11 protein-coding genes are annotated in these 14,606 nt (G+C 61.7%); 3 read left to right on the forward strand and 8 right to left on the reverse strand.

The window, feature by feature from the left end; translation table 11 throughout:
• Positions 1–126: 126 nt before the first annotated feature.
• From RMV17_RS14165 to RMV17_RS14180, 4 genes are all read right to left on the reverse strand, one after another.
• Positions 127–1,239, reverse strand: coding sequence for an alkene reductase (locus RMV17_RS14165; RefSeq protein ID WP_311886923.1), 1,113 nt, complete (start codon positions 1,237–1,239; stop codon positions 127–129).
• 170 nt (positions 1,240–1,409) lie between these two features.
• A complete protein-coding gene (locus RMV17_RS14170; RefSeq protein ID WP_311886924.1) occupies positions 1,410–3,644 on the reverse strand; it encodes a molybdopterin cofactor-binding domain-containing protein in 2,235 nt (744 codons plus the stop codon).
• Positions 3,641–4,114, reverse strand: a complete 474-nt coding sequence (locus tag RMV17_RS14175) for a (2Fe-2S)-binding protein (RefSeq protein WP_123375250.1) — start codon at positions 4,112–4,114, stop codon at positions 3,641–3,643. The genes RMV17_RS14170 and RMV17_RS14175 overlap by 4 nt, the downstream gene beginning before the upstream one ends.
• Positions 4,111–5,391, reverse strand: a complete 1,281-nt coding sequence (locus tag RMV17_RS14180) for a c-type cytochrome (RefSeq protein WP_311886925.1) — start codon at positions 5,389–5,391, stop codon at positions 4,111–4,113. The genes RMV17_RS14175 and RMV17_RS14180 overlap by 4 nt, the downstream gene beginning before the upstream one ends.
• 295 nt (positions 5,392–5,686) lie before the next feature.
• On the opposite strand from RMV17_RS14180, the gene RMV17_RS14185 reads away from it, so the two are divergent.
• Positions 5,687–6,886, forward strand: coding sequence for an MFS transporter (locus tag RMV17_RS14185; protein WP_311886926.1), 1,200 nt, complete (start codon positions 5,687–5,689; stop codon positions 6,884–6,886).
• 94 nt (positions 6,887–6,980) lie between these two features.
• Positions 6,981–7,904, forward strand: a complete 924-nt coding sequence (locus RMV17_RS14190; RefSeq protein ID WP_311886927.1) for a LysR family transcriptional regulator — start codon at positions 6,981–6,983, stop codon at positions 7,902–7,904.
• Between the two features lie 10 nt (positions 7,905–7,914).
• Here RMV17_RS14190 and RMV17_RS14195 read toward each other — a convergent pair whose 3' ends face one another.
• The 4 genes from RMV17_RS14195 to xylA all read right to left on the reverse strand — a co-directional run bounded on the left by RMV17_RS14195 (position 7,915) and on the right by xylA (position 13,230).
• Positions 7,915–9,051, reverse strand: coding sequence for an ABC transporter permease subunit (locus RMV17_RS14195; protein WP_311886928.1), 1,137 nt, complete (start codon positions 9,049–9,051; stop codon positions 7,915–7,917).
• Entirely contained in the window at positions 9,052–10,608 is a 1,557-nt protein-coding gene (gene xylG / locus RMV17_RS14200; RefSeq protein ID WP_311886929.1) for a D-xylose ABC transporter ATP-binding protein, read from the reverse strand.
• 154 nt (positions 10,609–10,762) lie between these two features.
• Positions 10,763–11,764, reverse strand: a complete 1,002-nt coding sequence (xylF, locus tag RMV17_RS14205; RefSeq protein ID WP_064118124.1) for a D-xylose ABC transporter substrate-binding protein — start codon at positions 11,762–11,764, stop codon at positions 10,763–10,765.
• 149 nt (positions 11,765–11,913) lie between these two features.
• Positions 11,914–13,230 (reverse strand): xylose isomerase, encoded by a 1,317-nt coding sequence (gene xylA / locus RMV17_RS14210; protein ID WP_311886930.1) that lies wholly within the window; start codon positions 13,228–13,230, stop codon positions 11,914–11,916.
• A gap of 175 nt (positions 13,231–13,405) precedes the next feature.
• Between xylA and RMV17_RS14215 the strand changes: the two genes are divergently transcribed.
• Positions 13,406–14,581, forward strand: coding sequence for a XylR family transcriptional regulator (locus RMV17_RS14215; protein WP_311886931.1), 1,176 nt, complete (start codon positions 13,406–13,408; stop codon positions 14,579–14,581).
• The last annotated feature ends 25 nt before the right edge of the window (positions 14,582–14,606 follow it).

Consider the following 14,606-nt stretch of genomic DNA (forward strand, 5'->3'; position numbering starts at 1 on the left):
TGAAAGCTCACAGCTACGCATATGTTTGACGTTACGGTGGATTTCCCACGCCTTTGATTAGGCGCAGAGATCGTATGACCTAATAAAAAAGGGGCGAGTCCGCCCCTCCCATAGGTCTGCATTTGTTCAGGCATGAAATGGATAATCGATGTAGCCACGCTGATCCCCGCCAAAAAAGCTTCCAGGGTCTGGCGTGTTGAGCGCCAGGCCATCGTGCAGCCGACGCGGCAGATCCGGGTTGGCCAGGAACGGCCGGCCAAACGCGATGATGTCGGCACGATCAGCGATCAGCGCCTGTTCGGCAGATTGCGCGTCATAACCGCCGGCCAGGATCAGCACGCCGTTCCAGGTCTTGCGCAACTGGGCAATGATCGCGTCCCAGCGCGGGTCGAAGTTCTCGTCTTTGACTGTGCCGACCATCGCCGGCTCGACCAGGTGCAGGTAGGCCAGATTCCATTGATTGAACGCCTCGACCAAGTGGCCGAAGGTCGCCTCCGGGGTGTCATCGCCCATGCCCATGAAACGCCCCATCGGCGTCAGGCGTACGCCGACCCGTTCGGCGCCGACTTCTTCAGCCACGGCCGCGACCACTTCGAGCAGAAACCGCGCGCGATTCTCCACGCTGCCGCCATAGGCATCGTCACGCTGATTGCTGTTGCTGTTAAGAAACTGATCGAGCAGGTAACCGTTGCCAGCATGAATCTCTACACCGTCCATGCCCGCCTGCAATGCGTTGCGCGCGGCCACGCGGTAGTCCTCGACGATGCCGGCGATTTCCGCGGTTTCCAGCGCACGCGGCACCGGCACATCACCCCAGACGCCGTTACCGTTTTCGTCAACGATAAACGTCTTGCCAGGCACCGGCAGCGCGCTGGGTGCAACCGGCAGGCCGGCATCGGGTTGAAAGCTGGGGTGGGACACCCGGCCGACGTGCCACAGCTGCATGAAGATCAACCCGTCGGCCTCATGCACCGCCGCGCTGACGTCACGCCACGCGCGGACCTGCTCAGGGCTGTAGATGCCCGGCGTCCAGGCGTAACCCTGAGCCTGCCGGGAGATTTGTGTGGCCTCGGTGATGATCAGCGCGGCACTGGCCCGCTGGCGGTAGTACTCGGCGTTCATCGGTGTCGGCACATCGCCCGGTTGCCCGGCGCGGGAGCGCGTCAACGGCGCCATCGCCACGCGGTGGGCGAGGGTGTAAGGACCGAGTGCGAGGGGTTGGAACAGACGACGAGTCATGGGTAGCTCCAGATTTCAATAGAAGGAATTCAAGCGCGGCAGCGGTGCCGCGAACCAGTGCCGCTAACTTAACCGCGCTCAGCGGGGCTGATAATCGGTGACCGGCGCTACGCTGTTTTGCGCAGGGCGCAACGGCGCCCGTGCTCATCAGCGACGAACACGGGCGTAGCTCAGGCGGGTGGGTTTGAGCGCGTGAGTGGCAGGTTCAGCCAGCGCCGGCCGGTGGCGTTGGCGACGGCGTTGCCAAGCGCTGCGGCCATCGGCCCCTGGACGATTTCAGCGGCACCGAGAAAGGGTTCTCCCGGCTGGTCGAGCAAATGCACATCGACTTGTTCCGGCAGTTGCGTGAAACGCAGAATCGGATAACCGCTCCAGTCGTAGCTGCGAATGCCGCCCGCGTCGTAGGCGACTTTTTCGTACAGGGTCCAGCTCGCGGACTGCACGATGCCGCCCTCGACTTGATTGCGCAGGCCATCGGGGCTGACGATCTGGCCAACGTCAACCGCCGTCACCACGTGGTCGATGCGGATCTCGCCGGTCTGCGGATGCACGCGCAGTTTCACGGCGATGGCGCAGTAACCCATGATGTTTTTGTAGCGGGCAAAGGCGAAACCGATACCGGCGCCGGGCTCGCTGCGTTTTTGCGGCCAGCCGATCTCATCACGCACACGTTCCACCACCGCGCGAGCACGCGGGTCGCTGAGATGGGCCAGACGCAAAGCGACCGCGTCGATGCCGGCCCGAATCGCCAGCTCGTCGATACTCGCCTCGATGGCGAAAATGTTGATGTGCGCACCCAGCGAACGCATGGCCGAGGTGCGAAACGGCATCTCGGTGACGAAGGTCATGTTGATGCGCGTCGAGTTCAACTCGTACAGCGGCACCGCATTGCGATCACCATCGCCTTCGGGCTGGGCGATCGGCACGGATGGCGCCGAGGGGAAGGGCCGCGCGAGCAAGCGTGCCGGCAACAGACGCCCGGCGTTGACGATGCGTTCGTTGTGCGGCGTGGTCCATAGTTCATAGGACCAATCCTGCAAACGGCCGTGGCTGAGACCAGCGTCAACTTCGGTGACCATCGCCGAGCTGTATGGCTCCCAAAGATTTTCCTGTTCGCGCATCCATTGCACGCGCACCGGCGTCCCGGGCACGCGCAGGGCAATCAACGCCGCATCGGCGGCGGCATCATCGGCGCCGTTATGCCCGTAGCACCCTGAGCCTTCGGTATGAATACAGCGCACCCGCTCAGCTGGCAGACCGAGCATTTCGGCAATGCCGGCGCGCAGTGGGTAAACGCCTTGGGTATGGGTCCAGACGGTTAGAACGCCGTCCTTGAACCAGGCCACTGCGCAAGACGGGCCGATCGAGCCGTGCATCAGATATTGCTTGGTGACCCGCGCCTGAAAACGCGTGTCGGCCGCGCCGCTCGGCGTGCCGCTGTTGCTGATCGGATAGCGCCGTGAGGGCAGGCGTTTGAGCAGGTCATGAATCTCGCTAGCCTCGGGAATCGCCTCGCCGCTGCTCCACTGCGCGACTTCGCTGGCGCTGCGCATGGCTTTGATCGCTTGCCACTCATCACCAGCGACCACCGCCAGATAGTTGCCGTCGCGGATCACCTTGACCACGCCAGCCTGAGCCTCGATGGACGCCGCATCGAATGCTTGCAGCGTGCAGCCCGGACGAGGCGGGCGGATCACCCGCGCATGCAGCATGCCCGGCAGGCGCATGTCCTGGACGAAGGCCGCACCACCGCTGACCTTCGCCGGGATGTCGAGGCGCGGCAACGAATGGCCGATCAATTTGAAGTCAGCGGCGGCCATCGCCGGTGACTGAGCCTCGGCGTATTGATGCACATCGACATGCTTGACCGCGACGGCGTAACTCATCCGCTGACCGGCCGGGCCTACGATCACAGCGTCGCGGGTGCTCAGCAGTGCTGCATCAACCTGCCAACTGCGCGCGGCGGCATCGACGAGCATTTCGCGCACCTGCGCGGCGGCGTTATACAACGCGGTACCGCTGTCGAAAATACTGTGGCTGCCGGCGGTGTAGCCTTCGTTGGGCGTCAGCGCGGTGTCGGCGGTGAGCAGGTTGATGGAGGTTGCCGGCACCTGCAAACGCTCGGCGGCGATTTGCAGCAGCGCGGTTTTCACCCCGGTGCCCAATTCGACCTTGCCGGTGTAGACGGTGATGCCGTCGGCGCCGATGCGGATCCAGGCGTCGAGAAACGGGTTGGTGCGCAGGCTTCCGGGGAGATCGGGCGCGAGGACTACGGTGCCGAGCGTGTCGACTTCGGTGTCCGCTAACACACGCCGCGCCAACGGCATCAGGGTGAATACCATCAGCAACGCACCACCACGCAGAAAGGCACGCCGACTCGGGTTCAAACCGTTCGACTCACTCATGTCAGGCTCCCGTTGTGCCCGGCCACCTGTTTGATCGCCTCGATGATCCGCAAGTGCGTACCGCAGCGGCAAAGATTGCCGGCCATGTGCTCGCGAATGGTCGCCTCATCCGGGTGGCGATTACGCTCAAGCAACGCCTGCGCGCGCATCAGCATGCCGGCAATGCAGTAGCCGCATTGCGCGGCCTGTTTCTCGATGAACGCCGCTTGCAGAGGGCCAGGTTTTTCCGCGCTGCCGAGGCTTTCCACGGTGCGGATTTTTTTGCCTTCGAGACCGGCGCAGGGCGTCAGGCAGGCGAACACCGGTTGATCATCGACGATAACCGTGCAGGCACCGCACTGACCGAGACCGCAGCCGTATTTGGCGCCGTTGAGGTTCAAGTGATTGCGCAGCGCATACAGCAGCGGCATGTCCGGCTCCAGCTCAAGCGGTTGCGCGGCTCCGTTGACGTTGAGGGTGATCTGGCTCATTTCGTCTCCTGACGTAACGCTTCAATATTGGAAGAGAGGTCTGCCCACGGCTGATCGGGGCTGGCTTGCTGGCGTAAATACGCGGCCAGTGCGGCGAGTTGCGCGTTGTCCAGGCTGGCGGCGAACGCAGGCATCTCCGGGCCGGGCGATCCTGGCGTGGCGGGCAAGCCTTCAAGTACGGTCTTGAGGAAGTTGCGCGAACTGGCCGCTTGCAGCGCCGAGCTGTTTTGCAGGCCCGGGCGACCATCGATGCTGCGCATCGGCGCCGCCGGACCATGGCAGCCGGCGCAGGCGCTGCTGAAGAGCAGGGCGCCGGTCGAGTAGTCTGCCGCTTCACTGGCAGGTGTCTTTGGCGACGGTTGCGTCAGTGGGTGCGGGTTTTCCAGGCTGAGCAAATACTCGGCAATCGCCTCGGCTTCACTGGCGGGCAAGCGGGCCAGACTCAAGCTGACCGGACGCATCGGCCCGGCGGGTGTGCCGTGGCCATCGACGATCTCGGCGCGCAGATAGCCCACCAGTTGCGCGTGACTCCACGGGTTGCCGCGCTGGCCCATGCCGACCAGCGCCGGCGCGTGCCAGCCGTCAACGCTGCCGCCCTGTAGATATTCCGAAGATTTTTCCGCGCCGATCAGGTTCAGCGGCGAATGGCAGCCGGCGCAGTGCCCCGGGCCGTCGACCAGATAACGCCCGCGATTCCACGCCTCGCTGCGCTGTGCCAGCGGCGTCAATGGCTCACCGTGTAGAAACAGCAGGTTCCAGAACGACACCAACGGACGAATATTCATCGGAAAATTCATCCGGTTTTGCTCGGCCGGCGCGTGCACGGCAGGGCCGCTCATCAAGTAGGCATAAGCGTCGGCGATGTCTGCTGCGCTCATGCGCCGGTAGTGCACGTAGGGGAATGCCGGATAGAGGAAGTGACCATCGCGAGCGATGCCTTGGCGCATCGCCCGCTCGAAGGCTGGCAGTGACCATTGGCCGATACCGGTCTCTGCTTCCGGGGTGATGTTGGTGCTGTACAGCGTGCCGAACGGCGTTACCAGCGGCAGTCCGCCGGCCAGATATTCGCCACCGGGGCGGGTATGGCAGACCGCACAATCGCCGGCCTCGACCACCCGCGCCCCGCGTTGCAACTGCGAGGTGTCGAACATCGTCGGGCGCTCGATCGGCGCAATCGCCGGGCGCCACATCAACCAAACGGCGCCGATCAGGCCGAGCACGGCGGCGACTGCCACGCTGATCCATAGCGTTCTGGACTTCAGAAATGAGCTGTTCATGGCACAGGAAAAAACGCGGCAGGCGATGACAGGACGGATGGGCTACGGGTCATGGAAACGCTCCTTGTGATGGCCGGGGAAGGGCGCCGCATGGGACGACAGCGCCAGAGGCCAAAGCGTAGAGAAACCACCAGCGCCGGAGAATCACCGGCCCACGCAACAGCGCGTTGCGCGAGAAGCAACGCCTGCGCCGTTGCGCCGGACGCATCACTGCGTTGCCCGCCGCGTGGATTCTGCGCGTCGCAACAGGGCCGTAGCCTTGGCAGCACTTTCCTGAACTCAATGAGGTGTCATCATGCTCACGGGCAATCCAGCCGTTGCGGCCAGCGCCGAACAGCCAACTTCACTCTCCGGCCTGATGGTCGCGTTCCTGGCATTCTGCTGTGGCGCGGTCGTGGCCAATCTTTATTACGCGCAGCCAATTGTCGAACTGATTGCACCGCAGATCGGTCTGTCCAGCGCCAATGCCAGCCTGATCGTTTCGCTCACGCAGTTTGGTTACGCGCTGGGCCTGTTGCTGCTGGTGCCACTGGCCGATCTGATGGAAAACCGCCGGCTGGTGGTCGGTTTCACCCTGGCAGCGAGCGTCACGCTGTTGTGCGCCGGGCTGACCCATTCACCGTCGATGTTCCTGGTGTTGTCTTTGCTCATCGGCCTGACCTCGGTGGCCGTGCAAATCCTGGTGCCGCTGGCGGCGCACCTGGCGCCCGAGGCCAGTCGTGGCCGCGTCGTCGGCAATATCATGAGCGGTCTGCTGTTGGGGATTCTGTTGTCGCGGCCACTGTCGAGCCTGTTGGTTGAAGTGTTCGGCTGGCGTGGGGTGTTTTACAGCGCGGCGGCCCTGATGGCGGTCATCGCGCTGATTACCGCTGTGGCACTGCCGCGTCGGCTGCCGACGCATAAAGCCACCTATGCTGCGCTGATCGGCTCGGTGTTTGCCTTGGCCCGGCGCTATCCGCTGCTGCGTCAGCGCTCGCTGTATCAAGGGCTGCTGTTTGCCAGCTTCAGCCTGTTCTGGACCCTCGCGCCGATTGAACTGATGCGTCACCACGGCTTCACTCAGGCACACGTGGCGATCTTCGCGCTGGTCGGTGCGGTGGGTGCCATTGCGGCGCCGATCGCCGGACGCCTGGCCGATGCCGGGCATGGTCGGCGCGGCACGCTGGTCGCCTTGTTGCTGGCGCCGGTTTCGCTGTTGATCGCCGCGCTCCCGGGCAGCGGCTATGTCTGGCTGGTGGTGTGCGCGGTGCTGCTGGATTTCGCGGTGCAATTGAACATGGTGCTCGGCCAGCGTGAGGTGTACGCCCTCGATCCCCACAGCCGTGCGCGCCTGAACGCCGTGTACATGACCAGTATTTTCGTCGGCGGCGCGCTGGGGTCGCTGGTTGCGAGCCCGTTGTACGAGCATTTCGGCTGGAACCTGTCCGCCGTCGCGGTGGCGCTGCTGCCAGCGCTGGCGCTCGGGTTGTTCCTGAGCCGCAAGGGCGATGTCTGAACGACTGGGGACTTTGTTCAAGCACGGCGGTACAAGACGTCGTGGGAACAGTGATGCACAATCATCCGCGTTCCCTTTCGACCGGACCCCGCTTATGGACAAGTTGCTGGCACTGAAGATGTTTGTGGAAACCGTGCGCTGCGGGGGCTATTCCTCGGCAGCGCGCAAACTCGGGATATCCACGTCGTCAGTGACACGGCAAGTGGCCGGGCTGGAACACGAGCTGGGCGCGAGCCTGCTCAATCGCACCACGCGCAACACCAGCGTGACCGTTGCCGGCCAGACCTATTTCGAAAAAGCCGTGGCGATTCTCGACGCGATCGACGAAGCCGATGCTGTCGTCGCCGATCGTGGCGCCGAAGCGCAGGGCCGTCTGCGCATCAGCGTGCCGGTGGAGTTCGGGCGGCGCCTGATCGCGCCGCATTTGAGCCGCTTGCTCGAGCGGCATCCGGGCCTGGAAATCAGTCTGTCGCTGAGCGATCAGGTCAGCGACCTGCTCAGCGAGCAGATCGATGTTTCGGTGCGACTCGGATCGTCGGTGGTCAGTGAAGACATCGTCAGCAAACGCGTGGGGCAGTTCGAACGCTGGGTGGTAGCCAGTCCGGCGTATCTGGCGCGTAGCGCGGCGCTCTGTCATCCACGGGATTTGCTGGAGCATCAATGCCTGCGTTTCGATTACGGCGGCACCCACCAGCACTGGACCTTTCAGAATGAAGACGCGCCCATTCAGCTCAACGTCCATGGGCGCCTGCAAAGCAACAACGCCGACATCCTGCGCGAAGCCGCCATCGGTGGAGGCGGGGTTACGCTGCTGGCCGACTGGCTGGTGCGCGACGACGTCGCAGCCGGCCGGCTGACCCGATTGCTTGAGCAGTACGAGGTCAATCCCGGCAGCGCCAGTACGTGCATCAACGCGTTGTATTTACCCAATCACCGTGGGTCCAGCCGGATCAACGTGTTCATCGATTTTCTGGTGGAGATTCTCAGCCCGGCGGCCGCAACCACGCCCGCCGCGTGATCCCTGTGGCTCAACGGCGCCCGGTCCGAGTACTCACATCCACCCAAACCGCCAACACCAGAATGCTGCCCTTAACGATCATCTGCCAGTAACTGTCGACGTCGAGCATCGACATACCGTTGTCCAGGCTGGTGATGACCAGCGCGCCGAGGAGGGCGCCGTACACCGTGCCGGAGCCACCGCGCATGGAAGTACCGCCGATAAAGCACGCGGCGATGGCGTCGAGTTCGCCCATGCTGCCGGCCGAGGGCGAACCGGCGGCCAGGCGTGCGGTGTTGACCACGCCGGCGAGGGCGCACATCACGCCCATGATCCCGAAAATCCACAGCTTCACGGCCTGCACATTGATCCCGGACAGGCGCGTCGCTTCCATGTTGCTGCCCACGGCATAGACGCGGCGACCGAACACGGTCTGACTGGTCACGTAGCTGAACACGCCCAGCAGAATCAGCAGCAACAAGACCGGCACGGGAATGCCGTCATAGCTGTTGAGCGTCTGCACGAAACCGGTCAGCACAGCGCCGATCACCAACACGCGGATGACATCGCGCAGCAATGAATGCGCCGCGAGACCGTGAAGAGCGCGATTGCGCCGTTGTTTCCAGGTCAGGAATACCGTCAGCGCAAACAGCAGAACGCCAAGGCCGGTGCCGATCGCATGGGGCAGGTAACCCTGGCCGATGTAGACGAGTTCTGGCGATACCGGTGCGATGGTCGTGCCACCGGTAATCCCAAGCAGAATCCCGCGAAACGCCAGCATGCCGCCCAGACCGACGATGAACGAGGGGATGCGCAGATAAGCCGTCATGTAACCGTTGGCGAGACCAATCATCAGGCCACACAGGGCGACCAGACTCAGGTTCGCCAGCAGCGGAATGTGATAGACCACATCGAGAATCGCCGCGAGTCCGCCGAGCAGGCCGAGCAATGAGCCGACCGATAAATCGATCTCGCCGCTGATGATCACCAGCACCATGCCGCAGGCGAGAATGCCGGTAATCGACATCTGCCTTAGCAGATTGGAAAGGTTGCGCGGAGTGAGGAATCCGCCCTCGGTCTGCCAGCTGAAGAACAGCCAGATCAGCACCACGGCAAACACCAGCGCGAGCATTTTGTAGCGAGTGAACAGTTGTTTGACCTGATTCATTTACGCGGATTTCCGATCATTATTGTTATGGCTGCCAGACTGGCTGAGGGCGGCGGCGAGCACCTGTTCCTGGGTGAGTTCATGGTTGATGAAGTCGCCACGCAACTGGCCTTCGCCAATCACCAGCACGCGGTCGGACACGCCGAGCACTTCGGCCAGCTCCGACGAGACCATGATGATCGACACACCTGCTGCGGCCAGCGCACCCATCAACTTGTAGATTTCGTATTTGGCGCCGACGTCCACACCTCGGGTCGGCTCATCGAGAATCAGTACCCGGGGTTTGGCCAGCAGCATCTTCGCCAGCACGGCTTTTTGCTGATTGCCACCCGAGAGGCTGGTGATCGGCAGAAAAGGGCTGGCGGTCTTGAGGTGCAGGCGCGATATTTCCCGATCGATGCAGCCCAGTTCGGCTTCGGCGTCGATGCGGGTCAGCTTCGAGTAGTTGTCCAGCACAGCGAGGGTGATGTTCTGGCCGACGCCCAGATCCGGAATGATGCCTTGGCGCTTGCGGTCCTCCGGCACCAGGCACAGACCAGCGCGGATTGATTTGAGCGGCGTGCGGGTGTCGATGGGATGACCGTCCAGCCAGACTTCGCCCTCGTGACGACCGGGGTAAGCGCCAAACAGCGCGGTCACTAGTTCGGTACGGCCGGCACCAACCAGCCCGGCGATGCCGAGGATTTCGCCGCGCTTGAGGACGAATGAAATATCGTCGACCCGTTTGCGCTTGGGGTTGTCGACGTCGTAGCAGGTGATGTGGCGGGCCTCGAAAATCACTTCGCCGATGTCGTGCGGCTCGGCGGGGTAGAGGTTGCTCATTTCCCGGCCGACCATCTGCGTGATGATCTGCGCAATGTCCATGTCGGCCATGGCGGTGGTGGCGATGTGTTTGCCGTCGCGGATCACCGAAATGGTGTCGCACACGGCGGCCACTTCATCTAGCTTGTGCGAGATGTAGACGCAGGCAACGCCTTTGGCTTTGAGGTCGCGGATGATGTCCAGCAACACCTCGATTTCCGAACGGCTCAAGGCCGAGGAAGGCTCGTCGAGGATCAGCAGGCGTGCCTTCTTGTTCAGGGCCTTGGCGATTTCCACCAGTTGCTGATAGCCGCCGCCGTACTGCGAAACCGGCAGCGATACGTTCATGTCGGGGACTTTGAGTTCGCGCATCAGGGCTTCGGCGCGGTGGATCATCGCCGGGTAATTCATGCGTCCGCCGGGCAGCGTGAGTTCGTGGCCCATGAAGATGTTTTCGGCCACCGACAGATCGGGTACCAGCGTCAATTCCTGGTGAATGATGACGATACCGGCGGCTTCCGTTTCGCTGATCGATTGCGCCCTGAGCGGTTGCCCGTCCCAGAGTATTTCCCCGTCCCAGGTGCCGTGGGGGTAGACCGCCGAGAGGATCTTCATCAGCGTCGACTTGCCGGCACCATTCTCGCCGCACAGGCCAACGCACTCGGCGGGCCTGACCTTGATGTCGATGCCGTTGAGCGCTTTGACACCGCCGAAGGTTTTGATGATGCCGTTCATTTGCAGCAGATAGTCGGACATGGGCAGGGCTCGTAATCAAAGACTCATACACCACTGAACCTGTGTGGGAGCGAGCCTGCTCGCGAAAGCGTCAGTTCAGGCAATGCTTCGTTGACTGACACACTGCATTCGCGAGCAGGCTCGCTCCCACAAGGGTTTTTCGCATTACCGGAGGTCACTTCCCGGCAATTTGCGCCTTGGTGTAGAAGCCGTCCTGTTCGAGCAGGTCGATGTTGTCCTTGGTCAGCGGGGTTGGCGTGAGCAGGATGGTGTCGACTTTTTTGCTGCCGTTGTCGTATTGCGAGCTGAAAGCGGGTTTTTCGTTGCGCGCCAGTTGCACCGAGAGCTTGGCTGCTTCGCTGGCGATGAGTTTCAGCGGCTTGTACACGGTCATGGTTTGCGTGCCGGCGATCACACGCTTGACTGCGGCAAGGTCAGCATCCTGCCCGGAAATCGGCACCTTGCCGGCCAGTTGCTGCGCCGCCAATGCCTGGATCGCGCCACCGGCCGTAGCGTCGTTGGAGGCAACGATGCCGTCGATTTTGTTGTCGTTGCGGGTCAGGGCGTTTTCAACAATGCTCAGCGCTTCGGTCGGGTTCCATTCCTTCACCCACTGCTGACCGACGATCTTGATATCGCCCTTGTCGATGGCCGGTTGCAGCACTTTCATCTGGCCTTCACGCAGGATCTTCGCGTTGTTGTCGGTGGGCGCACCACCGAGCAAAAAGTAATTACCCTTGGGCGCGGCATTCAGCACGCCGCTGGCCTGCATCTCACCGACCTTTTCGTTATCGAAGGAAATGTACGCGTCGACATCGGCGTTAAGAATCAGTCGATCGTAGGAGACGACTTTGATCCCGGCTTTCTTCGCTTCGGCCACCGCGTTGGTCAGCACCGTGGCGTTGAACGGCACGATGACGATGACATCGACGCCCCGGGAAATAAGGTTTTCGATCTGGGAAATCTGCTTCTGCTCGTTGGCATCGGCCGACTGCACGAAGACCTTGGCGTCCATTTTTTCTGCTGCCGCGACGAAGTAGTCACGGTCACGCGACCAGCGTTCCAGGCGCAGATCATCAATGGAAAAACCGATTTTCGGGTGGGCAGCGTCAGCCATCACCGGCAGTGACAGCAGCGCCAGGGCAGTGGCCAATAGCGTGCGTTTTACGTTCTTCATGGTGGGGCGTCCTTTTATTGTTGTTGGAAAGACACGGCCTGACGATGAGTATCGGGCTGGTAAAACTGTAGAGAATCCGCAGGCGCTGCAGACACAGATTTGTCGTAGAAATGTCACCGCGTGGATGCGCCCGCAGACTTCCTCTGTGATCAGCGATAGATGAACCGATTGACGATGTTCTCGAGCCTTTCCTGGCGGCCGCTGACGGCTTGCGGGTTCAAGTCGTTGGTGAACGCGTGCTCGGCCAACGACTCAAGGTTGAAGTCACCGGCCATCACTGCCTGCCCGAATGGCTGCTGCCAACCGGCGTAGCGTTGATCCTTGAGCCGTTGCAGTTCGTCGTTCTGGACCATGGCTGCTGCCCGCTCCAGAGACAGGGCGAGAACGTCCATGGCACCGACGTGGCCATGGAACAGATCGATCTGATCAAGGCTTTGCCGGCGCACCTTGGAGTCGAAGTTGAAACCGCCATTCTTGAAGCCGCCGGCCTTGAGGATTTCATAGGTGGCCAGGGTCATTTCTTCGACGCTGTTAGGGAATTGATCGGTGTCCCAGCCGTTTTGCGGATCACCGCGGTTGGCGTCGATGCTGCCGAAAATCCCCAGCGAGACGGCCGTGGCAATCTCGTGATGGAAGCTGTGCCCGGCGAGGGTCGCGTGGTTGGCCTCGATGTTGACCTTGATTTCGTGCTCCAGCCCGAACTGCTGGAGAAAGCCGAATACGGTGGCGCTGTCGTAATCGTATTGGTGCTTGGTCGGCTCCTGCGGCTTGGGTTCGATCAGCAGATCACCGGTGAAACCGATCTTGTGCTTGTGCTCGACCACCATGCGCATGAAGCGGCCGAGCTGTTCGCGCTCACGTTTCAAGTCCGTGTTGAGCAAGGTTTCGTAGCCTTCGCGGCCGCCCCACAACACGTAGTTGGCGCCTTTCAGGCGATGGGTCGCGTTCATGGCGCTGAACACTTGCGCTGCGGCGCAGGCGAACACTTCGGGATCGGGGTTGCTCGCGGCGCCGGCAGCGAAACGCGGGTTGCTGAAGCAATTGGCGGTGCCCCACAAGAGCTTGATTCCGCTTTGTTCCTGATGTTGCTCGAGGTGATCAACCATCTGCGCGAAGTGGTTGCGATACTCCTTCAGAGAGCTGCCTTCTGGGGCGACATCGGTGTCATGGAAGCAGTAATAGTCGATGCCCAGTTTGGAGAAGAATTCGAAGGCCGCTGCTGCCTTGCCGATCGCCAATTCCATGGGATCGCCGGCGTGTTGCCATGGGCGCTTGAACGTCCCCGCACCGAACACATCGGAACCCGGCCAGACGAACGTGTGCCAGTAACACGCGGCCATGCGCAGGTGTTCGCGCATGGGTTTGCCGAGGATGAGTTTGTCGGCGTCGTAGTGACGGAAGGAGAGGGGAGAATCGCTATCCGGGCCTTCGTAGCGAATCGCATCGACATCGGGGAAATACTGCATGGACCTTGTCCTTGTTGTTCTTGGCGGTGTCTCGATACTAGCAACGGCCCTGACCCTGCTGATTATGAAAAACATCAACACGGGGTGCGATTTTGCGTATTGAGCTTCTTCGGCCACGGGCCTAGTCTGTGCCAATCGCCTCCGTGACCAGAGGCCCGGAACAAGCATAAAAACAATGAAAACCGTACCGCCTGTTCACCGCATCGCCCTGTTGTTCAACGGCAGCAAGATCTACGACCGAGGCATCATCAGCGGCATCGGCAACTACCTGAGCAGCACCCGTGCTTCCTGGGACCTGTTTCTCGAAGAGGATTTTCTCTGTCGTTTGAAAGGCATCGAGCGCTGGCAGGGCGACGGGATCATCGCCGACTTCGACGATCCGCTGATTGGCGAGGCGTTGGCCGATATCCAGATGCCGGTGGTAGCAGTAGGGGGCTCGTACGAGGATAAGCGCGCCTATCCGAAAGCGATTCCGTACGTCGCCACCGATAACAACGCGCTGATGACGCTGGCTTATACGCACTTGATCGAGGCGGGACTGCAACGTTTTGCCTGCTTCAGCCTGCCGGAAGCGCAGGCCAATCGCTGGGCGCAGGAGCGGGAAAAAGCCTTTCGCAAACTGATGAAACGCGACGGCCTGCACGGCGAAATCTATCGCGGCATGGGCACCAGCGCACCGCTGTGGGACAGCGCCGTCGAACAGTTGATAGCCTGGCTGCAAAGCCTGCCCAAGCCGATCGGCATCATCGCCGTCAGCGACGCCCGCGCGCGGCAACTACTGCAAGCCTGCCTGACCGCCGGGATTGCCGTGCCGGAGCAAGTGGCATTGATTGGCATCGACAATGATCCGCTGACCCGCAGCCTGACCCGCGTGCCGCTGAGTTCGGTTATTCAGGGCACGGAAACCATGGGCCGAACTGCCGCGCAATTGCTTCACCAGATGCTGCACGGCATGCCGTCCACCGGCACACAGATCCTGATCCCGCCGGATGCTGTGAACGTGCAGGTGTCGAGCTTGCACCAACCATTGGGCAATCCTTACGTCATGCAAGCGCTGCTGTTTATTCGCCAATATGCTTGCCAGGGCATCAAAACAGCGCAAGTCGCGGCATATGTCGGTGTGTCGCGTTCGTCACTCGAAGCGCATTTTCGCGCTGAGCGAGGCTGCAGCGTGCATGACGAGATTTTGCGTTTCAAACTGGCAGCGGCTACCAAGGGCCTGACAAGTAGCGATTCGGTCATTGCTGACGTTGCGCGCAGTTGTGGGTTTAAATCTGCGCAGTATTTGCACACGGTGTTTCGGCGAGAGTTGGGTTGTACGCCTCGGGAGTATCAGCAAAATGGGAAATAGCGGGCGACAACAAAGGGCAGGATTT

Source organism: Pseudomonas sp. VD-NE ins (assembly GCF_031882575.1).
GTDB classification, from domain to species: domain Bacteria; phylum Pseudomonadota; class Gammaproteobacteria; order Pseudomonadales; family Pseudomonadaceae; genus Aquipseudomonas; species Aquipseudomonas fluorescens_BZ.

What these genes read in the sequence shown, in the direction of transcription:
- xylG (WP_311886929.1), bottom strand. Translation starts at nt 10,608, where the DNA reads ATGTCCGACTATCTGCTGCAAATGAACGGCATCATCAAAACCTTCGGC.
- RMV17_RS14165 (WP_311886923.1), bottom strand. Translation starts at nt 1,239, where the DNA reads ATGACTCGTCGTCTGTTCCAACCCCTCGCACTCGGTCCTTACACCCTC.
- RMV17_RS14215 (WP_311886931.1), top strand. Translation starts at nt 13,406, where the DNA reads ATGAAAACCGTACCGCCTGTTCACCGCATCGCCCTGTTGTTCAACGGC.
- RMV17_RS14175 (WP_123375250.1), bottom strand. Translation starts at nt 4,114, where the DNA reads ATGAGCCAGATCACCCTCAACGTCAACGGAGCCGCGCAACCGCTTGAG.
- RMV17_RS14185 (WP_311886926.1), top strand. Translation starts at nt 5,687, where the DNA reads ATGCTCACGGGCAATCCAGCCGTTGCGGCCAGCGCCGAACAGCCAACT.
- RMV17_RS14170 (WP_311886924.1), bottom strand. Translation starts at nt 3,644, where the DNA reads ATGAGTGAGTCGAACGGTTTGAACCCGAGTCGGCGTGCCTTTCTGCGT.
- xylA (WP_311886930.1), bottom strand. Translation starts at nt 13,230, where the DNA reads ATGCAGTATTTCCCCGATGTCGATGCGATTCGCTACGAAGGCCCGGAT.
- xylF (WP_064118124.1), bottom strand. Translation starts at nt 11,764, where the DNA reads ATGAAGAACGTAAAACGCACGCTATTGGCCACTGCCCTGGCGCTGCTG.
- RMV17_RS14180 (WP_311886925.1), bottom strand. Translation starts at nt 5,391, where the DNA reads ATGAACAGCTCATTTCTGAAGTCCAGAACGCTATGGATCAGCGTGGCA.
- RMV17_RS14190 (WP_311886927.1), top strand. Translation starts at nt 6,981, where the DNA reads ATGGACAAGTTGCTGGCACTGAAGATGTTTGTGGAAACCGTGCGCTGC.
- RMV17_RS14195 (WP_311886928.1), bottom strand. Translation starts at nt 9,051, where the DNA reads ATGAATCAGGTCAAACAACTGTTCACTCGCTACAAAATGCTCGCGCTG.